The organism is Mycobacterium sp. 3519A, from assembly GCF_900240945.1.
GTDB lineage: Bacteria > Actinomycetota > Actinomycetes > Mycobacteriales > Mycobacteriaceae > Mycobacterium.
In genome coordinates this window covers 705871-726913 of the sequence record NZ_OESG01000012.1, presented here as the reverse complement: position 1 = coordinate 726913, position 21043 = coordinate 705871, and the positions used below count along the sequence as shown (strand labels likewise).

Genomic DNA, 21043 nt, shown 5'->3' with positions numbered 1-21043 from the left:
AACGCTACGCGTCACGGTTCCTCGCCGTCGCGAACGCCAGCGCCTCACCGATCGTGTTGTGCCGAAACTCGAAACCGGCGCGCTCCAGCACTGTTGGGATGGCCCGCTGCCCTGCGAGCAGCCCTTCGTCGGCGAACTCGCCGAACGCTGCGCGCAGCGCGAAGCCGGGCGCCACCAACGGCGTCGGCCGGTTCATGGTGCGGCCGAGCGCGGCGGTGAACTCGGCGTTGGTCACGGGTGCCGGTCCGGTCAGGTTCACAGGGCCGGACAGCTCGTCGTGGTCGATCGCGAACAGCAGCGCGCGGACCTCGTCCTCGACGGTGATCCACGGCATGTACTGACGTCCGTCACCCAGGCGCGCGCCGAGCCCGACCGCGAACAGCGGCTTGACCCGGGCCAGCAGACCGCCCGCGGGCGCCAGCACCAGCCCGCTGCGGGCCAGCACCACCCTGGTGCCGTCCTGTTCGGCGACCGCCGTCGCCGCCTCCCAGTCCTCGCACAGCCGTGCCATGAAACCTGTTCCGGCAGGCGCGGTTTCGTCGACGACGCGGCCGTTGGTGTCGCCGTAGTAGCCGACGGCGCTGGCATTGACCAGCGTCGGGACACCGGCCTCGACCACCGCCGTCGACAGCACCTCGGTCGGCCCGATGCGGCTGTCGCGCAGGCTCTGTTTGAACGCGCCCGACCACCGTTTCTCGCCGACGTTGACGCCGCACAGGTTGACGACGGCGTCGACCCCGGTCAGGGTGCCCGGGTCGAACTCACCCGTGTCGGGGTTCCAGAACACCTCGTCGGCATTGGACGGCGCGCGCCGCACGATGCGCATCACCTTGCGGTCGGTGGCCCGCAATGCGTAGACCAAGGCCGACCCGATCAGTCCCGAGGACCCCGCGATCGCGATGACGGCGTTGGTCACGGCTGTCTACAGGCCAAGATCGGCCTCGAAGGCGGCCTCTTCGAGGCGGCGCTTGATCGTGGTGAGGAAGCGTCCGGCGTCGGCCCCGTCGATCAGGCGGTGGTCGTAGGTCAGCGGCAGGTAGCACACGGACCGCACGCCGATCGACTCGTTGCCGTACTCGTCGGAGATCACCCGTGGCCGTTTGACGATCGCGCCCGTGCCCAGCATCGCCGCTTGCGGCGGAACCAGGATCGGGGTGTCGAACAGGGCGCCCTGGCTGCCGATGTTGGTGATCGTGAACGTGCCACCGGACAGTTCGTCGGGCTTGAGGTTGCCCGACCGGGCCCGCGCCGCGATGTCGGCGATGGCCCGCGCCAACCCGCCCAGCGACAGGTCGCCGGCGTTGTGGATCACCGGAGACAGCAGACCCTGGTCGGTGTCGACCGCGAAGCCGAGGTGCTCGGCGTCGTAGTAGGTGATCTCCTTGGTTTCCTCGTTGTAGCTGGCGTTGATGTTCGGGTGGATCTTCAGCGCATCGATCACCGCGCGGGCGATGAACGGCAGGTACGTCAGGTTGACGCCTTCGCGTTCGGCGAAGTCGCTCTTGGCTTTTGCCCGCAGCGCCACGATCTTGGTCATGTCGACCTCGTGCGTCTGCGTCAATTGCGCTGTGGCCTGTAGGGATTCGCGAGTCTTCTTCGCGGTGATCTGCCGGATCCGGCTGGCCTTCTGCGTGGTTCCCCGCAGGTGCGCCAGCGCGGGTGCAGGCGCAGCGGCGGCAGGCTTGGCGGGTGCGGCGGCGGCCGGTGCTGCCGCGGGTTCCGGGGCCGGGGCTTTCTTGGCTTCGGCGGCGGCGAGCACGTCCTGCTTGCGGATCCGACCGCCGACACCGGTGCCCTTGACCGATGCGAGGTCAATGTCGTTCTCCGCGGCCAGCTTTCGCACCAGCGGGGTGACGTACGGGGAGCCGTCGCCCGACGGTGCCTGCGCGGCTTCGGGTTTGGGTTCGGGCTTGGGCTCCGGTTTGGGCTCGGGCTTCGGCTCCGGTTTGGGTTCGGGTTTGGCTTCGACCTTGGGCTCTGGCTTGGGCTCTGGCTTCGGTTCCGGTTTGGGCTCGGGTTTGGGTTCCGGCTTGGGTTCGGGGGCGGCCTGCGCGCCCGCCTCGCCGACCTTGGCCAGCTCACCGCCGACGGGCACGACGTCGTCCTCCTCGGCGGTGATGGACAGCAACGTGCCTGCCACCGGCGAGGGGATCTCGGTGTCGACCTTGTCGGTGGACACCTCGACCAACGGTTCGTCGACCTCGACGGAGTCGCCGACCTTCTTCAGCCACCGCGTCACGGTGCCCTCGGTGACCGACTCGCCGAGTTCGGGCATCTTCACCGACGTGGCCTCGCCGCCGCCGGAGGACTGCGCGGCGGGCTTGGCGGGCTCGGGCTCAGGCTCGGGGGCCTCCTGCTCCTCGGCCGCGGGCTCGGGTTGGGCGGCGGGCTCCTCGGCGGGCTTCTCCTGCTCCTGCGCTTCGGCGGCCGGGGCCTCGGCCTGACCGTCTGATTCGCCTGCCTCGCCGATCAGCGCGAGATCGCCGCCGACCTCTACGGTGTCGTCTTCCTGCGCGATGATCTTGGTCAGCACGCCCGCGGCGGGCGAGGGGATCTCCGTGTCGACCTTGTCCGTGGACACCTCGAGTAAGGGCTCATCTTGTTCGACCGTGTCGCCCTCTTGCTTCAGCCAGCGGGTGACAGTGCCCTCGGTGACGCTCTCACCGAGTGCGGGCATCTGAACAGAGATGGCCATAGTGTTTTCGACTCCTCGTCGTAACGGCTCGATTGTCGGTTCCCATCCTGTCACGTCTTTCAGCTCTGTTCGCCTCGGACCTGGGGACTCGATGCTCTGGCACTATCGATGGTGGTGAGAGAGAAGGAGCCGACTCCAGGTGGGACTGTTCGACAGGTTTCGTCGTGGTCGTCAGGCGCGGGGCGCTGCGGGCACTGACCCCGCCGCCGACTTGCGTTACCTGCAGAACTGGGTGGCCACCCACACCGGCGTCGAGGCGTACGTCGAGCCGAGGACCACGGTCACCGACGTCACCGTCGTCCTGGTCGCCGCCGACGGGGAGTGGACCCGCCGCCGGGCGGGCGGAGACGCGGGCGCCCGCCGGTTGAGCGAACGGCTCCGGATCCCGGTCTACGACGTCCAGAAGGTGGGCTATCCGCAGCGGATGCGGGATTACGACGCCCGCAGGCGGATCGAGCGCCAGCGGGAGCTCCGCAAGGAATTGGAGTCCTGATACGGTACCAGCGGTCCCACTAACTGTGCGGAGGTGTCATGGACCAGACAATCGAGCGGTTCGTCGACAGCACTGACGGGGTACGCATCGCCGTCTACGAAGAAGGCAATCCCGAAGGCCCGCCCGTTGTGCTGGTGCACGGTTGGCCGGACTCGCACTTTCTGTGGAACGGGGTGGTGCCGCTGCTGGCCGACCGCTTCCGCGTCATCCGCTACGACAACCGCGGCGTCGGGAAATCCTCTGTGCCCGCTGCTGTTTCGTCGTACAAGCTGAGCTGTTACGCCGATGATTTCGCCGCCGTGATCGATGCGATGGCGCCGGGTCAGCCGGTGCATGTGCTGGCACACGACTGGGGTTCGGCGGGCATGTGGGAATACCTATCCCGTTCGGGTGCAAGCGATCACGTCGCATCGTACACGTCGGTGTCCGGACCCAGCCCGAATCACCTGAACCGGTTCATCATCGGCAGCCTGAAGCGGCCATACCGTCCACGAACGTTCCTTCGTGCATTGAGCCAGTTCTTCTCCTTCGCCTACATGGGCTTCTTTTCGATCCCGGTGGTGGGCCCACTGGCCGTCCGCGGCTTCATCGCTGAGTTCGTCCGCCGGATGCTTGTCTTGCGCGACGGAATCCCGCGCGAGCAGATTTACCACTCGCCCAACTACAAGACAGATGCCGCCAACAGTCTGAAGGTGTACGGCGCGAACTACTTTGCAAGCGTGACTTCGGCCCGCGATGACCACTACGTCGACGTACCGGTCCAGATCATCGTCAACACGAGAGATCAATTCGTACGGCCCTACATCTACGACGACATCCACCGGTGGGTGCCGCGACTGTGGCGGCGTGACATCAGGGCGGGTCACTGGTCGCCGATGTCGCACCCTCAGGTGCTGGCCACGTCGGTGGCCGAGTTCATTGACTTTGTGGGCGGCAAGCCCCCGTCGCGCGCCCTGCTGCGCGCCGAGGTCGGCCGTCGACGCGAATACTTCGGCGACACACTGGTTTCGGTGACCGGTGCGGGTAGCGGAATCGGCCGTGCGACGGCCTTGGCGTTCGCCCGCGAGGGCGCCGAACTGGTGATCAGTGACATCGACGAGGCCACCGTCAAGGAGACTGCCGCCCAGATCGCCGCGCGCGGGGGGAGTGGCGCATGCCTACACCCTCGACGTGTCGGACGCCGACGCCGTTGAGGAATTCGCCGAGAAGGTGAGCGCCGAACACGGCGTGCCCGATGTCGTGGTCAACAACGCCGGGGTGGGCCACGCCGGCATGTTCCTCGACACTCCGCGCGAGGAGTTCGACCGGGTGCTGGCCATCAACTTCGGTGGAGTCGTCAACTGCTGCAGGTCTTTTGGCCGTCGCCTGGTCGACCGCGGCACCGGCGGGCACATCGTCAACATCTCGTCGATGGCCGCCTATTCACCGCAGCAGTCGATGAACGCCTACTCCACCAGCAAGGCCGCTGTGTTCATGTTCGGCGACTGCCTGCGCGCCGAACTGGACAGGGCAGGCGTCGGGCTGACGACGGTGTGCCCGGGCGTGATCGACACGAACATCGTGCACACCACGCGCTTCGACGTGCCTGCTGCCAAGCGAGACAAGGTCGACGCGCGACGCGCGCAGATCGAAAAGGCTTTCGCCGCACGCCGATACGGGCCCGACAAGGTGGCCAAGGCGATCGTGTCGGCGGTGAAGAAGAACAAGCCGATCCGGCCGGTGGCGCCGGAGGCCTACTTCGTCTACGGCGTCGCCCACGTGCTGCCGCAGGCGATGCGCAGTTCGGCGCGCGCCAGCGTGATGTAGCCCAGTCGGGCGTGGCCAGTGGGCCGGACGAAGTCAGCCGTTCTCGGCGATGTCCTCCAGCACCGCGAACATGGTGCGCGTCGGCACGCCGGTGCCGCCCTTACCGGTGTAGCCCCACGGCCCGCCGGTATTGTACGCCGGGGCCGCGATGTCGATGTGCGCCCACTGCACACCGTCGGCGACGAACTCGCGCAGGTAGGTGCCCGCGACGAGCATGCCCGCATACCGTGATCCGCTGACGTTGGCCAGATCGGCCACCGTCGACTTGAGGTCGTCCTTCAATTCCTCGGGCAGCGGCATCGCCCAGCCGTTCTCGCCGATGGCCTGCGAGAGTCCGGCGACGCGGTCGCGGAACTCGTCGCTGCCCATCACCCCCGGCGTGCGGGCGCCCAGCGCCACGGTCTGCGCCCCGGTCAACGTCGACGTCTCGATCAGGTAGTCGGGGTTGTCCTCGCACGCCCGCACGATCGCGTCGGCCAGGATCAACCGGCCCTCGGCGTCGGTGTTGAGCACCTCGACCGTGATGCCGCCGTACTGGGTCAGCACATCGCCTGGCCGCTGCGCTGTCGCCGACGGCATGTTCTCGGCCATCGGCACGGTCGCGATCACGTCGATGGGCAGGTCCCGCTTGGCCGCCAGCACCACCGTGGCGATCACCGCGGCCGCGCCGCCCATGTCCGACGTCATGTGGTGCATGTTGGCTGCCGGCTTGATCGAGATGCCGCCGGTGTCGAACGTGATGCCCTTGCCGACGAGCGCGACCGCCTTCGCCTTCTTACCCTTGCCGCCCTTGTGCGACAGGCGCACCAACCGCGGCGGGCGCGACGAGCCCTTACCGACGCCGATCACACCGCCATAGCCGTTCTTGGCGAGCGCCTTGTCGTCGAGCACCTCCACCTCGAGGCCCGCGGCCTCACCCAAAGCCTTTGCGCGCTCGGCGAATTCGGCCGGAAACAGGTGACTCGGCGGGGTGTTGACGAAATCGCGCGCGGTGGCCACGGCCGCGGCGATGTCGGTGGCGCGTTCTGCCGCCGCCTTGGTCTTGGCCTTCGTGTCGGCCGTCAGCACCGTGATCTCCCGCAGCCCCGCGTCCTTCGGCGCGGTCTTGGCGCTGCGGAAATCGGTGAACCGGTAGGCGCCCAGGATCAGGCCTTCGATCGTCGCGCTCAGGTCCAGATCCGACAGCGTGGTGATGACCGCCTCGGTGCCGTTGAGCGAACGCGCCGCCACCCCGGCGGCACGGCGGATCGCCTCGGCGGACCAGTCGTCGCGCTCCTTGCCGAGTCCGACCGCGAGCACGCTGTCCACCGGCAGCGACGGCGCGACCACCCGGGTGACCTGGTCGGTGCCGCCCTTCGCGCCGAGCGCCCGCAACGCCACGTCGATCTCGCCGGTGGCCTCGGCGTCGAGGATCGGGTTGCCGACGACGGTCGCGGTGGCGTCGTCATCCTGGCCGCTGACGACCGGCACGATCAGCACCGTCGGGCCTTTCGGGCGTTTCGGCAGTGACGAGGCGACGGTGACCGCGGGGGTCTGGTATCCGGGAGTTGCAGGGCTCACGAGCCCATACCCTAGCCCTCAGCGGCTGACGTGCAGGTCGTAGGCCATCACCGGCTCGTCGAAGCCCTTGAGCACCAACGGATTCTGTGGGATTGCTGACCAATCCGGCAGCTCGTCGCGGACGTCGCTGGACGCCAGGATCTGGCCGGGCGCGGCGGCGGCCACCAGGCGGGCCGCCAGGTTGACCGGGGTGCCGAAGTAGTCGCCGCCCAGCGCCAGCACCGAGCCGTAGCCCAGCCCGGCGCGGACCTGCAACCCGGCCTCGCGCGCCGCCGGGTACTCGACGAGGTCCAGGGCGACCTTGGCCAGCAACTCCGGCCGCGCCGTCACCCACATCACCTCGTCGCCGATGAACTTCACCACGCGCCCGCCGTCGGCGTGCACCACGTCGCTGACCGCTCCGCCGAACTCGACGAGCAGATCCGACAACTCGGCGGGCGTGAGCCGCTGCGTCAACGCGGTGAACCCGGACAGGTCCGCGAACCCAACGCCGCAGGTGATGCTCGCGGTGGCGTCGCTGATGACACCTTCGAAATACGCTCTGGCACTGGTGATCTGATGACGGAACACCGAGTCCATCAGGGCGGTGAGGCCAGGAACCAGCTCGGCGACGGAGCGATAGGCCAGCGCGGTGGTGAGCTCGTCGCGGGTGTGCGTCATCATCAGGTCGGGCTGTGCGATCCGGATCATCGATCCGCTGGCCTCGGCGAGGCGGGCCATCGACGCACCCAGCACCCGCAGGAAGTTCAGCGCCGCGTCCTCGCCGGTGACCTTGCGCAGCGTCGCCCACGCGGCCAATCCGTCGACGTCGGCCTGGCTCAGTGCGGGCGTGTCGTGATCGGCCATCGTCAGGCCGAGCGCCTCCCACGCGAACGCCAACTCGTCGTCGGGCACACCGAGCGCCGCCGCGGCGCTGTGCAACGTGTGAATCGGGCGGCCGGACCATTGCAGCGCGTCACCCGCCAGGCCGAACAGGCGGCCGCGGCGCTCGGCCTCGACCATCTCCTCGGCCGTGAACCCGAGACCGTCGAGATACTCGATGAGGCCGACCCGTTGCCGGGCATTGGCGATACCGGCAGCCTCCAGCGCGTCGAAATCGACCACGCACCCGAGTCTGCCAGCGCGGACGCTCCCACTAGGGTGGATCGGCGTGAGCGAAGTTCTGCACGGCCCCCTCGAGGAACGGCATCGGCAACTCGGCGCGAGTTTCGCGGAATTCTCGGGCTGGCTGATGCCCGTGTCGTACGCGGGCACGGTCAGTGAGCACACCGCGACGCGCACGACGGTCGGCCTGTTCGACGTCAGCCATCTCGGCAAGGCCCTGGTGCGCGGGCCCGGCGCAGCCGAGTTCGTCAACTCCGCGCTCACCAACGACCTGCGCCGCATCGGACCCGGTAAAGCGCAATACACGTTGTGCTGCAACGAATCCGGCGGCGTGATCGACGACTTGATCGCCTACTACGTCTCCGACGACGAGATCTTCCTGGTGCCCAACGCCGCCAACACGCCTGCCGTCGTCGCCGCGCTGCAGGAACGTGCACCACAGGGCGTGACGGTCACCGACGAGCACTTCTCGTACGCGGTGCTGGCGGTGCAGGGCCCGAAGTCGACCGACGTGCTCGGCGGGCTGGGGCTGCCGACCGACATGGACTACATGGGATACGCCGACGCCGAGTTCGACGGCGTGCCGGTGCGCGTGTGCCGGACCGGTTACACCGGCGAGCACGGGTACGAGTTGCTGCCGCCGTGGGACACCTCCCAGGTGGTCTTCGACGCGCTCGTCGACGCGGTCGGCGCGGCAGGCGGGGAGTTGGCCGGGCTCGGCGCACGCGACACCCTGCGCACCGAGATGGGTTATCCGCTGCACGGGCACGAGTTGTCGCTGCAGATCTCGCCGCTGCAGGCGGGGTGCGGATGGGCGGTCGGGTGGAAGAAGGACGCGTTCTGGGGTCGCGACGCGCTGCTCGCCGAGAAGCAGGCAGGCCCGAAGCGGACGCTGCGCGGCCTGCGCGCGGTCGGTCGCGGGGTGCTGCGTCCCGACCTCGCGGTGCTCGACGGCGACACGCAAATCGGGGTGACGACGTCGGGCACGTTTTCGCCCGGCTTGAAGGTGGGCATCGCGCTGGCGCTCATCGATACCGACAAGGGTGTTGCCGACGGTCAGCAGGTAGCGGTGGACGTTCGCGGCCGCAGCGTCGAATGCGAAGTGGTCAAGCCTCCGTTCGTCGCGGCAAAAACCCGCTAGCTAGCGGATATACAATCGCTGCATGACTGACGGCCCCCTCGAATTCACCGTAGAGCGCAATGCGAACCCGGTGACCGACGAGGTACGGGCGTCGATCCTGAACGATCCGCCGTTTGGCCAATTCCACACCGACCACATGGTGTCCATCGATTGGGTGCAGGGCAAAGGCTGGCACAACGCACGGGTGATTCCGTACGGGCCGATCGAACTGGATCCGTCGGCGATCGTGCTGCATTACGCGCAGGAGATCTTCGAAGGGCTCAAGGCCTACCGCTGGGCCGACGGTTCGATCGTGTCGTTCCGGCCGGAGGCCAACGCCAGGCGGTTACGCGCGTCGGCGCGCCGGCTGGCGATCCCGGAATTGCCCGAAGAGGTGTTCATCGAGTCGCTGCGGCAGCTGATCGCCGTCGACGAGCCGTGGGTGCCGCCTGCGGGTGGCGAGGAGTCGCTGTATTTGCGGCCGTATGTCTTCGCCACCGAGCCGGGTCTCGGGGTCCGGCCCGCCAACGAATACCGCTACATGGTGATCGCCTCGCCCGCGGGGGCCTACTTCAAGGGCGGCATCAAACCGGTCAGCGTCTGGCTGTCGACCGAGTACGTGCGCGCCTGCCCCGGTGGCACCGGCGCGGCCAAATTCGGCGGCAACTACGCCGCGTCTCTGCTGGCCCAGGCGCAGGCCATCGAGAACGACTGCGATCAGGTGGTGTGGCTCGATGCCGCCGAGCGTCGCTTCGTCGAAGAGATGGGCGGGATGAACCTGTTCTTCGTGTTCGGCAGCGGCGGAACGGCCCGGCTGGTCACCCCCGAGCTGAGCGGGTCGATCCTCCCGGGCGTGACGCGAGATGCCTTGCTGCAGTTGGCAACTGACGCCGGATTCGCGGTCGAGGAGCGCAAGATCGACGTCGACGAGTGGCAGAAGAAGGTCGCGGCCGGCGAGATCACCGAGGTGTTCGCGTGCGGCACCGCGGCGGTGATCACCCCGGTCGCCCGGGTCAAGTACGGTGACGGCGAGTTCACCATCGCCGACGGCGGACCGGGGGAGATCACGATGGCCCTGCGCGACACGTTGACCGGCATCCAGCGCGGCACGTTCGCCGACACGCACGGCTGGATGGCCCGGCTGTCCTAGTTGTACTGACCACGGACGTTAGGGACGCGGCGTGGCGTGGTGACATGACGAAGACCTCCGAGTGAAGTGCGAGCTGTCTAGAAACGCACCAACTCACTTCGGAGGTCTTCGTGTCCCACCGTAATGCCCCTTTGTCCGAAACTGGGCGTCTGCGTCTGGCCCGTTGTGTTGTGGAAGACGGTTGGCCGTTGCGGCGGGCCGCCGAACGGTTCCAGGTGGCGGTGAGCACCGCTGCTCGCTGGGCTGGCCGCTACCGCGAATTCGGTCCTGCCGGTATGCGTGATCGCAGCTCACGGCCTCATCACAGCCCCCACAGGACACCCACGCGCACCGAGCGGCGCATCATCAAAGTCCGGGTCATCCGCCGCTGGGGGCCGGCGCGGATTGGTTATCTGCTGGGGTTGCATCCCTCGACCGTGCACCGTGTGCTGACCCGGTATGGCCTGGCCAGACTGCGCTGGCTCGACCGCCCCACCGGGCGGGTCATCCGCCGGATGGAATCCGCGGCCTGCGGTGATCTGGTCCACGTCGATGTCAAGAAGCTGGGCAAGATCCCCGCCGGCGGCGGCTGGCGCATGCTGGGCCACGCCGTGGGCAGGGCCAATAAACAGGCCGACAAGAGCAGTGGAGTGCAAACGAAATACCGCAATCCGGTGCGGGGCTATCACTTCCTGCACACTGCGATCGATGCGTATTCGCGGCTGGTTTACTCCGAACTACTGGCTGACGAGCGTAAGGAGACCGCCGCAGCGTTCTGGCTGCGCGCCAACGCTTGGTTCAACGATTGTGGCTTCACCGTGCGGAAGGTATTGACCGACAACGGATCCTGCTATCGCTCACACACATTTCACGACGCCTTGGGTGACATCAAGCACCGCCGCACCCGCCCATATCGACCCCAGACCAACGGCAAGGTAGAGAGATTTCATCGCACCTTGGCCGATGAGTGGGCCTATGCCCGGCTCTACCGCAGCGACGCCGAACGCTGCGACGAATTCCCACGATGGCTACACACCTACAATCACCACCGCGGCCACACAGCACTCAAAGGTCAACCACCCGCCAGCCGCGTACCGAACCTCTCAGGTCAGTACACCTAGTCGACCAGCCCCTCGTGCTCGGGGCAGTAGGTCGCGATCGACGCGCCGACGAAGAACGCCGCGTCCTCGGTGCCCAGTTCGGTGTACTCCGCCACGGCGCCGACGGCGTCGACCAGGTCGCCGCCCTCGGCGAGCACGGCGCATGCGTCGTGGGCGACGCTGACCGCCTCCCTGGTCGACGGCGGCTGGATGCCCTGCTCGGTGATCACGGTGATGAACGTGTCGTCGATCGTGCTGGCCGCCGCGACGCCGGTCGATGTCAGCGCGGCAAGGCCGAGGGCGGACGCGGCGGCGACGGTGCCGATGAGGGTGGTGAGGCGGATCATGGCGAACCCTTTCCTGTGGTGTTCCTGTGCGGACACCGAAAGAGTCGGGTTCAGCCCTTGGTGGATCCTTGACGCATTCTTGGCAGCCAGCTAACCGACGTTGCGGACCGCAGGAGGATGCCACTGACCGACGATGACCTCACGTTTCGGTGCGTAAAGCCGCATCGTCACGCCCAGCGGGCCCAATGGCGCAGGCAGCCAGTTCGATTCGCGGTCGGGGCCGGGGTCCTCGTGTTGCAGGTAGAGGTCCAGCGAGCCGTCCGCGTTGTACGTCAACTGATCGCGATCGCCGATGGCGAACCGGTTGAGCTCGTTGGCCACCTGGTAACCCTCGGCGTCGTACATCGTCACCGACCAGAACGCATGCACCGGCGGCAGTTCGTCGGCCTCGAAGTGAAGGACGTAGCTGCGATCCCCGGTCAACGGCCGGCCGTCGGCGTCGGCGATCAGCAGTGGGTACACCGCGTCCTCGGGTTGGTTGGCGCCGAGGCCGGCCAAGGCGACCGTGGCGCGCCGAAGGTAGGCGTTGCCGTACACGCCGACGGTGTCGGTCATCGTCATCCAGCCGTTGACGCTGGGCGCCAGCGTGGCAGCCGCGGCCTGCAGTGCGGCGAGTGCGTCGTCGCGGCCCGTCCGTATCTCGGCTTGTTGGCGCTCGTCGAAACGGTTGGCGTCGAACGGCTTACCGGGTTCGATTCCGAGGTGACGCAGCCGCGCCAGGATCGCGTAGTCGGTGGCGTGCGGCGGGTTGACCGCGAGCAGTTGCGCCGCGTATGTCAGGTACGCGAGCGCATCCATGCCGTTGACCACCCGAAGCGGTTCGGTGGTGGTGTCGACATCGGGATCGATGCGGTGCTGCGGGCTTTCGCGCAGCGGTGCCAGAGTCAGGCCGTCCTGCACCTGGTGGACGGCCGCGTAGTCGTCGGGCCCATTGGTCTGCGTGCGGCCGATCAGCCACACGTACGGCGTCGGCGCCTCGAGGACGGGCACGTCGGCGGGCAGATCACCCGACTCCCTCGGGCCGACGATGACGAACCGCTGCGCATCGGTGCCGGTCGTGCGCTTGCCCGGACTGGCGAAGACGTCGGTCCACATGTCCAGCATCGGCAGCAGGAAGTACCGATCGGCGGTGTCGGGTGCGGTCAACATCACCGGGCCTGCTGTCAGGTCCAGAAACGCCGACGAGTACAGGGTGTCGAAATTCGGCCGCACCACCGAGCGGAACTCCGCGGTCGGATATTCGCGGACGTGGTGGAAGGTGTTGGGCGGGCCGAAACCGGGCTTGGCGCCCTGCGGGGTGTTGATGCTCTGCGTGCGGGTGACGTCCATGATCACCAGCGGATAGAAGTAGATGAACGCTTCGTAGCTCAACGTCCGCAGATCCACCGACAACGTGCTCACAGCAGGACACTAACCGCGCTAACCGCTTCCCGCGGCCAATCCGACAGCGGCCACCGTCGTCGCCACCTCGACGGCGGCGCCGAGCACGTCGCCGGTGATCCCGCCGAACCGGCGGACGCAATGCGCGACGAGCACCACCGCGCATGCCAACGCGACGACGACGGCCACCGGGCCCTGCCACCGTCGCGGATCCGCCAGTACCGCCAACGCCGCGACCGCGGCCACCCAAACCAGCACCACCGCGACGGGTTGGGTGCCGGCGGCCCGGCCGCCGAGCGAACTGCCCTGCGCCGCAGGCACCGGACGCGTGCACGCCGCGACCGCGGCCACCCGTCCCGTCGCAACGGCGACGATCACCGCGACGACGCCGAGTCCGGTGAACGCCAATGCCTGCAGCAGAATCGCCACCACCGCGGCGGCCACCCCGAACGGACCCGCCGAACCGTCGCGCATCACAGCGAGCGCACGCTCCGGCGGCCCGTAACAACCCAGTGCATCCGCGGTGTCGGACAACCCGTCGATGTGCAGGCCGCGGGTGAGAAGCAACAGGACCGCCACCGCCAGCGCGCCGCCGAGCGGATTGCCCGCGCCGAACACCGACGACGAGACCCACACGGTGGCGCCCGCCAACGCGCCGAGTGCCACCCCGACGACGGGCAGCACAGTGATCACGCCGCGGCCGACGCCGGCCGAGCTGCGCACGGGCAGGACGGTCGCAAACGCCAATGCGCCTGTGACCGAGCGGATCACGTGCTGACGCCCGCCTCGTCGAACGTCGCCATCGACGCCAGTGCGGCGACGGCGGCCCGCACGATGGGCAGTGCGACCACGGCGCCCGTGCCCTCGCCGAGTCGCATTCGCATGTCGACGATCGGCTCGAGGTGGAGGTGCTGCAACGCCAGCGTGTGCGCGGGTTCGGTCGACCGGTGTCCGGCCTGCCACCACTGCTGTGCGCCAGGCGCCATCCGGTTGGCCACCAGTGCAGCCGCTGTCACCACCACACCGTCGAGCAACAGCGGTGTGCGGCGGACCGCGGCCTGCGCGCAGAACCCGGCCATCGCGGCGAAGTCGGCACCGCCGCAAACCTGAAGCAACGCAACTGGATCCGAGGCGAACGTGCGGGCCCGGTACAGCGCGTCGCGAACCGCGGCAGTCTTGCGGATCCAGCCTGCGTCGTCGATACCGGTGCCCCTGCCGACCACGGCGACGGGCTCGGCGTTGGTCAGCGCTGCGATCAAAGTCGTTGCCGCCGTGGTGTTTCCGATGCCCATATCGCCTGCGATCAGCAGGTCGGCGCCGGAGTCCACCTCCTCGTCGGCGATGCTGCGGCCCGCCTGGATCGCGGCGGCCGCCTCCTCGGCGCTCAGCGCATCCTCGACCGCGATGTTGCCGCTGCCGCGCCGCACCTTGTGCGCACCGATCGACGGCGACCGCGGTTCGTCGGTGTCCACCGCGATGTCGACCACCCTGACACTGGCGCCCGCGGCCTCGGCGAGCACGTTGATGGCCGCGCCGCCCGCGTCGAAGTTGGCCACCATCTGCGCGGTGACCTCGGCCGGATAGGCCGATACCCCCGCGGCGGCGACGCCGTGGTCGGCGGCGAAGACCACCACCCGCGGTCGTGCGAACTGCCGCGGCGGGCACACCCCTTGGCAGGCCGCCACCCACACCGAGAGGTCTTCGAGCCTGCCGAGTGAGCCGGGCGGCTTGGTCAACGAGTCCTGGCGGGCGCGCGCCGCCGCGGCCGCGTCGGGATCGGGTGCAGTGATGTCGAATTCAGTCACGACGGTGCCTTCACAGTCAGTGGCTGGCCCGCGATCACCAGCACCACGCGATCGCACACCTGCGCCAACCGCTGGTTCAGGGTGCCCAATTCGTCGGCGAACCGTCGGCCCGCCGCCGTCGGCGGCACCACTGTCAGACCCACCTCCGGGCTGATGAGCGCGAGCAGCGAGGGATACGCCCGCACCGCGTCGACGAGATCGGCCACATCGTCGTCGACGGATCCCGCGGTCCACGCGTCGCGGCGGTCCATTGTCGCGGTCAGCCAGCCGCCGACGTCGTCGACCAACGTCGCAGCGGAGCCGTCAGCGCGCAGTTGCGTTGCCACCTCAACGGTTTCGACGGTTTCCCAGTGCGACGGCCGCCTGGCCCGATGCGCCGCGATGCGTGCGGACCACTCGGCGTCGTCGTTGTGCTGTGCGCCGGTGGCCAGATAGCGCACGGGTTGCCCGTCACCCGCCGAATCGGCGATCGTCGACTCCGCCCACCGTGATTTACCCGACCTGATACCCCCGAGCACCAGTGTCCGCACGGGCGGTCAGGACACCTTGGCGCCGCGCTCGACCTGCGGCCGCGGGGCACGCATCCGGCGCAGCTGCGAGGCGCGGCTGGCGGCGTAAAAGCCGAGTTTCCAACCGCTTTCGGTGTTGTCGGGGAACTTGGCGTCGACCAACTTGTTGACCTTGCGGCCCACCCAAAAACCGTCGATCACCATGATCAGCACCAGCACCAGCATGGCGGGGGACAGCAGCCGCTGAACCTGCAGGGACGGCACCGCCAACATGACGAAGATCAGACCCAGCGCCGAAGGCATGAACAGGCCGAGCACATTTCGGCGGGAGTCGACGATGTCGCGGACATAGCGCCGCACGGGACCCTTGTCCCGCGGCAGCAGGTAGGCGTCCTCGCCCGCCATCATCTTCTCGCGGCGCTCGGCCATGTCGGCGCGGCGGGCGAGGCGCTCGGCCTTGCGCTCCTCGCGGCTCAGCTTCGCGCCCGTCTCCTTGCGCCGGCGCCGCGCCTCGGCTGCGGTCATCGGCGCCGGAGCCACCGGGCCCCGCCTGCCCTGATCGCGCTTCGGGGTCGGCTTGCCCTTCGGCGCCGTGGTGCCCGTGCGCTGCGAGCCGGCGTCGGCTTCGGATGCGGCCTCGTCGAGGTCCTTCTCCGAGTCCGGGTTGTCCTTCTTGCGGCCCAGCAGTTTCACGTGTGCCAGATTAGTCTGCCGTGGTGCAGGTGTTGATCGCGCCCGACAGCTTTGGCGACAGCCTGACCGCGGTGCAGGCCGCCGAGGCCATCGCACGCGGTTGGCGTCGCGCCCGCGATGGTGACGAGCTCACCCTGGCGCCGCAGTCCGACGGCGGTCCCGGTTTCGTCCGGGTGCTGGCCAGCCGGTTCGGTGAGGTGCACAGCGCGCGGGTGAGCGGCCCGCTTTCCGACGAGGTGTCCGCGGAATGGGTGCTCGACCCGGCGCCGCCGCGTACGGCCTACATCGAATGTGCGCAGGCGTGCGGGCTGGCCTTGCTGCCCGGCCCGCCGACGGTGCAGACCGCGCTGGCCGCGCACAGCCGCGGAGTCGGTCAGCTGATCGCCGCGGCGGTGGCCGCAGGCGCGGGGCGGATCGTCGTCGGCCTTGGCGGCAGCAGCTGCACCGACGGCGGAAAGGGCATGATCGACGAACTCGGCGGACTCGCCAAAGGCCGCGAGCTGTTGGCCGGTATCGAGCTGATCGCGGCCACCGACGTCGAGCATCCGCTGCTCGGTCCGATGGGCGCCGCGGCGGTGTTCGGCCCGCAGAAGGGCGCCGATCCCGACACCGTGCGGGTACTCGAGCAGCGGTTGAGCGACTGGGCGGCGGAACTCAACGCTGCGGCGGGCAGGCCGGTCAGCGAGGAACCGGGCGCGGGTGCGGCCGGCGGCCTCGGCGCCGGACTGCTCGCGCTCGGCGGCCGCCGGGAATCGGGTGCCGCGGTCATCGCCGAGCACACCCGGCTGGCCGACGACGTCGCCGCGGCGCAATTGGTGATCACCGGCGAGGGCCGGTTCGACGACCAGTCGCTGCACGGCAAAGTGGTCAGCGCGCTCGCCGCGGGCGCCAGGTCGCACCGGATCCCGGTGCTCGTGCTTGCCGGGCAGGTCACGCTGGACGACGCGACGCTGGCCGACGCGGGCATCGCGGCGGCGCGCTCGATTGCCGACCACGCGGGTTCTGTCGAGCTGGCCATCGGGGACGCGGCGAATCAGCTGGAAGGCCTGGCCGAAGTGACCGCGGCGACCTGGGGATAACTCGGGAATAGGGCGCGAACAAGGTACCGTTGATGGTGTGGACCCAACGGTCTGCCCACGAACATGTACAGGGGAGAAGCAATGACTGTTCAGGACGAGACGGCCACCAGCACGCACGGCGTCATCCTGACCGACGCCGCGGCCGCCAAGGCCAAGGCGCTGCTGGATCAGGAAGGCCGTGACGACCTGGCGCTGCGCATCGCAGTCCAGCCGGGCGGTTGCGCTGGCCTGCGCTACAACCTGTTCTTCGACGACCGGTCCCTCGACGGTGACCTGACCGCGGAATTCGGCGGCGTCAACCTGACGGTCGACCGGATGAGCGCGCCCTACGTTCAGGGCGCCACCATCGACTTCGTCGACACCATCGAGAAGCAGGGTTTCACCATCGACAACCCGAACGCCACCGGTTCGTGCGCCTGCGGCGACTCGTTCAACTGAGCTAGTACTGGCCTGCCGTCCGCGGCAGGTAGGAGCACACCAGGATCTCGTTGTCCTGGGACAGCAGCTGTGCGACGGCCTGTTCCTCACTGTCCCTCGGCGTCTGGCCGCGTGTCGACCCGGACGCCGGGGTGACCTTCATGGTGAACAGCACCTGAGCCTGATTCGGTGACCAGAGCACCATCTTGTCGATCGACGTCACCTCGGCGCGGCTGTATTGCTTGCGGAACGCATCACTGCTCAGCCCCGCCAGCGCCAGATCCGAGCGACGCTCCTTGACCGAGTCGTACAGCCCACACAGCGTGTTCCGCGCGACGGTCTGGTCGTCACCCTTCGACAGGGCGTCCAGGTACTCCTGAATCGCCGCCTTCGCCGACGACTCGGTCAACGCACCGCGACCCGAACCGCTGTCGTCGCGTGACGCCAACACGATTGCGGCGATGATCGCGGCGATCAGCACCACGGCAGCCACCACTGCGAGGACCGGTTTGACCCATCGTCGTTTCGGATATGGCAGCGGCGGTGGCAGCATCGAGGGGTACGGCGACGGCACATTCCCCGGATATGGCTGTGGGGCATACATTTGCGGGCCGACCGGTCCAGCGCCGTATTCGGGCGGGTAAGGACCAGTCATGTATTTGCTCCCCCGAGATGTGTCGATGGAATTGCCTGTCTACAGTGACCGAGCGGGCACTTGTAGGCAGGTTAGCGCACCGTCTGCGGGAACTCCGTCGGTAAGGTTATGTAGACGGCTTAATAAATGAAGGGTGACGTTTCGTGACCATTGCGGTGACCGGATCCATTGCGACCGACCATCTCATGCGTTTTCCTGGTCGGTTCTCCGAACAGCTGCTGCCGGATCACCTCCAGAAGGTGTCGTTGAGCTTTCTCGTCGACGATCTGGTCATCCACCGTGGCGGCGTAGCGGGAAACATGGCCTACGCCATCGGTGTGCTCGGCGGTGACGTCGCGCTGGTTGGCGCTGCAGGCAAGGATTTCGAAGACTACCGGCAGTGGTTGACGGCGCACGGCGTGGACTGTGACAGCGTGCTGATCTCCGAATCCGCCTACACCGCACGGTTCGTCTGCACCACCGACGACGTCATGGCCCAACTCGCATCCTTCTACCCGGGAGCGATGTCGGAGGCCCGCAACATCAAGCTCGCAGACGTCGTATCCCGAACGGGCACCACCGATTTGGTGATCGTCGGCGCCAACGATCCCGACGCGATGTTCCTGCACACCGAGGAGTGTCGCAAGCTCGGCCTGGCGTTCGCGGCCGACCCGTCGCAGCAGTTGGCCCGGTTGTCCGCCGAGCAGATCCGCCAACTGATCGACGGCGCGAGCTACCTGTTCACCAACGACTACGAATGGGACCTGCTGCTGCAGAAGTCCGAGTGGTCGGAGGCGGAGGTGATGCGCCAGATCGAGATGCGCATCACGACGTTGGGGGAGAAGGGCGTTGACATCGTCGGCCGCGACGGCACCTTCGTCCATGTCGACGTGGTGCCCGAGACGCACAAGGCCGATCCCACCGGCATCGGCGACGCGTTCCGTGCCGGCTTCCTCACCGGCCGCAGCGCAGGCCTGAGCCTGGAGCGGTCCGCTCAGCTTGCCTCGATGGTGGCGACTCTGGTGCTCGAGGCACCGGGACCGCAGGAATGGGTGTGGGACAAGGACTCTGCGGTCAAGCGGCTGTCCGACGCCTACGGCGCGGACGCGGGTGCTGAGATCTCGGAGGCGCTCGGCGCCGACAGATAGTTTGGGTGGCGCTTCTTACAATTGCACCGGGTAGGTCGGTTCGCTGATCTGCGGGGTCACGCTGTGCTCGACGAAGATCGCGTGCCACAGCATGAAGATCAGCACCGTCCACAACCGGCGGCTGTGATCGCTTGCGCCGCCGCGGTGTTCGTCGAGCATGGCGCGCACCGCGGTGAGGTCGATGTGTTCGCCCGCCTGTGAGGCGGCGATGGTGGCGTACGCCCAGTCCATCAACTCGCCTGCGCGCAGCCAATGCCGGATCGGAACTGGGAAGCCCAGCTTCGGCCGGTTCAGCACATGGCCGGGCACGATCGGCTCCAGCGCCTTGCGTAGTGCGAATTTCGTTGTGGCCCTTGTGATCTTCTGATCGGCGGGAAGTCGGGACGCGACCGCGAAGACTTCGGGATCCAGGAACGGAACCCGCAGTTCGAGCGAATTGGCCATGGTCATCTTGTCGGCCTTGACCAGGATGTCGCCGCGCAGCCAGGTGAACAGGTCGATGTGCTGCATCCGCGCCACCGGGTCCCAGCCGTCGGAGGTCGCGTAGATGGGCGCGGTGATGTCGGTGTGCGTCCATTCCTGACGGAAGCCGGGCAGCACCGCGCGCAGTTGGTCGTCGGAGAAGCTGCGCGCGTTGCCGTAGTAGCGCTCCTCGAGGGTGAGCGACCCGCGGTGCAGCAGGCTTTTGCCGCGCATGCCTTCCGGCAACGGTTTCGACGCCTTGCCGAGCGAGCGCCGGACAGGGCGGGGGAGATAGTCGAAAGGCCGCAGCGACAACGGTTCCCGATAGATCGTGTAGCCGCCGAACAGCTCGTCGGCGCCCTCGCCGGACAGCACCACCTTCACGTGCTTGCGGGCCTCACGTGCGATGAAGAACAGCGGCACCAGTGCGGGATCGGCCACGGGTTCGTCGAGATACCAGACGATTTCGGGTAGGGCAGCGACGAACTCGGCTTGACTGACCACCTTCGTCACGTGGCGCGCACCGATCGCCTCGGCCGATGCGACCGCGACGTCCACCTCGGAGAAGCCCTCGCGTTCGAAGCCGGTGGTGAACGTGATCAGCCGCGGGTTGTGCCGCATCGCCAGCGCGGCGATCGCGGTGGAATCGATACCGCCCGACAGGAAGGCGCCGACGGTGACGTCGGCGCGCATGTGCTTGGCGACCGAATCCTCGAGCACCGCGGTGATCTCGTCGTAGCGGCTCTGCTCACTGCCATTCACAAAGGGCCTCGCGTCGAAACGCGGAGTGAAGTAGCGCGTCACCTCCGGCGGTTGACCGGCCCGCACGCGCGCATAGCTGCCGGATTCCAGCCGGCGGATGCCGCGGTGCAGCGTCTCGGGTTCCGGCACGTACTGCAGCACCGTGTAGTGCTGCACGGCGCGCTCGTCGATGCCCAGATCGATGCCAAGGCTGTCGGCGAGTTCCAGCAGGCATTTCTTCTCGCTGCCGACCGCGGTGCCACCGGGTCCGGTCGCCATGTACAGCGGCTTGATGCCGAACGGGTCGCGCGCGCACAACAGTTCCTGCGCGACGGTGTCCCACAGCGCGAACGCGAACATGCCGCGCAACCGGGTCAGCGCGGCGGTGCCCCAGTGATGGTAGGCGGCGATGATGGCTTCGCCGTCGCCGTCGGTATGGAACACCGCCCCGAACTCGGCGCGCAGTGCTTCACGCAATTCCAGGTAGTTGTAGATCTCGCCGTTGAACACCAGCACGTAGCGGTCAGGGGACTCGGGCGGACCCCAGCGCAACGGCTGGTGGCTGTGGGCGATGTCGATGATCGACAGCCGGTTGAAACCGAGCACGACACGGTCGTCCGACCAGGTGCCGGGCTCGTCGGGGCCGCGGTGCCGCATCAGATGCGACGCCCCGGAAACGGTGTCGACCAGCGCGTCCGAGACGTCAGCGGACGGGTCGGTAAGCAGGGCCAGCAGTCCGCACACCGCGCCAGTATGCCGAATAGACGGAGTGTGTCGAGACCGGCGTCGCGGCGTGGTCTACGCTGCGTAGTATTCACTGC

At 68.0% G+C, this 21043-nt stretch carries 19 protein-coding genes and 1 pseudogene; 8 read left to right on the top strand and 12 right to left on the bottom strand.

Annotation, left to right across the window (positions count from 1 at the left end; genetic code table 11):
• Nucleotides 1–4: 4 nt before the first annotated feature.
• Complete coding sequence (locus tag C1A30_RS05730) at nt 5–916, bottom strand: TIGR01777 family oxidoreductase (RefSeq protein ID WP_101947240.1); 912 nt, start codon at nt 914–916, stop codon at nt 5–7.
• Nucleotides 917–922: 6 nt separating this feature from the next.
• Nucleotides 923–2695: a 2-oxoglutarate dehydrogenase, E2 component, dihydrolipoamide succinyltransferase gene (gene sucB, locus C1A30_RS05725; RefSeq protein ID WP_101947239.1), complete on the bottom strand. Its 1773-nt coding sequence runs from the start codon at nt 2693–2695 to the stop codon at nt 923–925.
• Between the two features lie 139 nt (nt 2696–2834).
• Here sucB and C1A30_RS05720 point away from each other — a divergent pair, with 139 nt between their 5' ends.
• Both C1A30_RS05720 and C1A30_RS05715 read left to right on the top strand, forming a co-directional pair.
• Nucleotides 2835–3188, top strand: a complete 354-nt coding sequence (locus C1A30_RS05720) for an oxidoreductase (protein ID WP_101947238.1) — start codon at nt 2835–2837, stop codon at nt 3186–3188.
• 38 nt (nt 3189–3226) lie between these two features.
• Nucleotides 3227–4994: pseudogene (locus C1A30_RS05715) on the top strand (SDR family oxidoreductase).
• A 33-nt stretch (nt 4995–5027) separates the two neighbouring features.
• Here the strand turns inward: C1A30_RS05715 and C1A30_RS05710 are convergent.
• Together C1A30_RS05710 and C1A30_RS05705 are read right to left on the bottom strand one after the other, a co-directional pair.
• On the bottom strand, nt 5028–6554 hold the full coding sequence (locus C1A30_RS05710) for a leucyl aminopeptidase (RefSeq protein WP_101947237.1): 1527 nt from the start codon (nt 6552–6554) through the stop codon (nt 5028–5030).
• Nucleotides 6555–6572: 18 nt separating this feature from the next.
• A complete protein-coding gene (locus C1A30_RS05705) occupies nt 6573–7658 on the bottom strand; it encodes an adenylate/guanylate cyclase domain-containing protein (protein ID WP_101947236.1) in 1086 nt (361 codons plus the stop codon).
• Nucleotides 7659–7704: 46 nt separating this feature from the next.
• On the opposite strand from C1A30_RS05705, the gene gcvT reads away from it, so the two are divergent.
• The 3 genes from gcvT (at nt 7705) to C1A30_RS05690 (ending at nt 11028) form a co-directional block, all read left to right on the top strand.
• Nucleotides 7705–8799: a glycine cleavage system aminomethyltransferase GcvT gene (gene gcvT / locus C1A30_RS05700; RefSeq protein WP_101947235.1), complete on the top strand. Its 1095-nt coding sequence runs from the start codon at nt 7705–7707 to the stop codon at nt 8797–8799.
• 22 nt (nt 8800–8821) lie between these two features.
• Nucleotides 8822–9928 (top strand): branched-chain amino acid aminotransferase, encoded by a 1107-nt coding sequence (locus C1A30_RS05695; protein WP_101947234.1) that lies wholly within the window; start codon nt 8822–8824, stop codon nt 9926–9928.
• Between the two features lie 110 nt (nt 9929–10038).
• On the top strand, nt 10039–11028 hold the full coding sequence (locus C1A30_RS05690; RefSeq protein ID WP_101947233.1) for an IS481 family transposase: 990 nt from the start codon (nt 10039–10041) through the stop codon (nt 11026–11028).
• Here the strand turns inward: C1A30_RS05690 and C1A30_RS05685 are convergent.
• The 6 genes from C1A30_RS05685 to C1A30_RS05660 all read right to left on the bottom strand — a co-directional run bounded on the left by C1A30_RS05685 (nt 11025) and on the right by C1A30_RS05660 (nt 15741).
• A complete protein-coding gene (locus C1A30_RS05685) occupies nt 11025–11354 on the bottom strand; it encodes a DUF732 domain-containing protein (protein ID WP_101947232.1) in 330 nt (109 codons plus the stop codon). The genes C1A30_RS05690 and C1A30_RS05685 overlap by 4 nt on opposite strands.
• Before the next feature lie 90 nt (nt 11355–11444).
• Entirely contained in the window at nt 11445–12755 is a 1311-nt protein-coding gene (locus C1A30_RS05680) for a DUF1254 domain-containing protein (protein WP_101947231.1), read from the bottom strand.
• 18 nt (nt 12756–12773) lie between these two features.
• The gene (locus tag C1A30_RS05675; RefSeq protein ID WP_101947230.1) at nt 12774–13505 is read right to left on the bottom strand and encodes an adenosylcobinamide-GDP ribazoletransferase; all 732 of its coding nucleotides are present in this window, start codon (nt 13503–13505) and stop codon (nt 12774–12776) included.
• On the bottom strand, nt 13502–14539 hold the full coding sequence (cobT, locus tag C1A30_RS05670) for a nicotinate-nucleotide--dimethylbenzimidazole phosphoribosyltransferase (protein WP_101947229.1): 1038 nt from the start codon (nt 14537–14539) through the stop codon (nt 13502–13504). The genes C1A30_RS05675 and cobT overlap by 4 nt, the downstream gene beginning before the upstream one ends.
• Nucleotides 14536–15069, bottom strand: coding sequence for a bifunctional adenosylcobinamide kinase/adenosylcobinamide-phosphate guanylyltransferase (locus C1A30_RS05665; protein ID WP_101947228.1), 534 nt, complete (start codon nt 15067–15069; stop codon nt 14536–14538). The genes cobT and C1A30_RS05665 overlap by 4 nt, the downstream gene beginning before the upstream one ends.
• Before the next feature lie 6 nt (nt 15070–15075).
• Nucleotides 15076–15741 carry a DUF3043 domain-containing protein gene (locus tag C1A30_RS05660; protein WP_101947227.1) on the bottom strand — a complete coding sequence of 222 codons (666 nt, stop codon included), beginning with the start codon at nt 15739–15741 and terminating at the stop codon, nt 15076–15078.
• Nucleotides 15742–15764: 23 nt separating this feature from the next.
• On the opposite strand from C1A30_RS05660, the gene C1A30_RS05655 reads away from it, so the two are divergent.
• On the top strand, nt 15765–16820 hold the full coding sequence (locus tag C1A30_RS05655; RefSeq protein WP_101947666.1) for a glycerate kinase: 1056 nt from the start codon (nt 15765–15767) through the stop codon (nt 16818–16820).
• Between the two features lie 81 nt (nt 16821–16901).
• The gene (locus tag C1A30_RS05650) at nt 16902–17258 is read left to right on the top strand and encodes an iron-sulfur cluster assembly accessory protein (RefSeq protein ID WP_067799197.1); all 357 of its coding nucleotides are present in this window, start codon (nt 16902–16904) and stop codon (nt 17256–17258) included.
• Between the two features lies 1 nt (nt 17259).
• On the opposite strand, the gene C1A30_RS05645 is transcribed toward C1A30_RS05650, so the two are convergent.
• Nucleotides 17260–17892: a hypothetical protein gene (locus C1A30_RS05645; RefSeq protein ID WP_101947226.1), complete on the bottom strand. Its 633-nt coding sequence runs from the start codon at nt 17890–17892 to the stop codon at nt 17260–17262.
• A gap of 143 nt (nt 17893–18035) precedes the next feature.
• On the opposite strand from C1A30_RS05645, the gene C1A30_RS05640 reads away from it, so the two are divergent.
• On the top strand, nt 18036–19019 hold the full coding sequence (locus tag C1A30_RS05640) for a carbohydrate kinase family protein (RefSeq protein ID WP_101947225.1): 984 nt from the start codon (nt 18036–18038) through the stop codon (nt 19017–19019).
• A gap of 15 nt (nt 19020–19034) precedes the next feature.
• On the opposite strand, the gene asnB is transcribed toward C1A30_RS05640, so the two are convergent.
• Nucleotides 19035–20966 (bottom strand): asparagine synthase (glutamine-hydrolyzing), encoded by a 1932-nt coding sequence (gene asnB / locus C1A30_RS05635; RefSeq protein ID WP_101947224.1) that lies wholly within the window; start codon nt 20964–20966, stop codon nt 19035–19037.
• Nucleotides 20967–21043 lie beyond the last annotated feature (77 nt).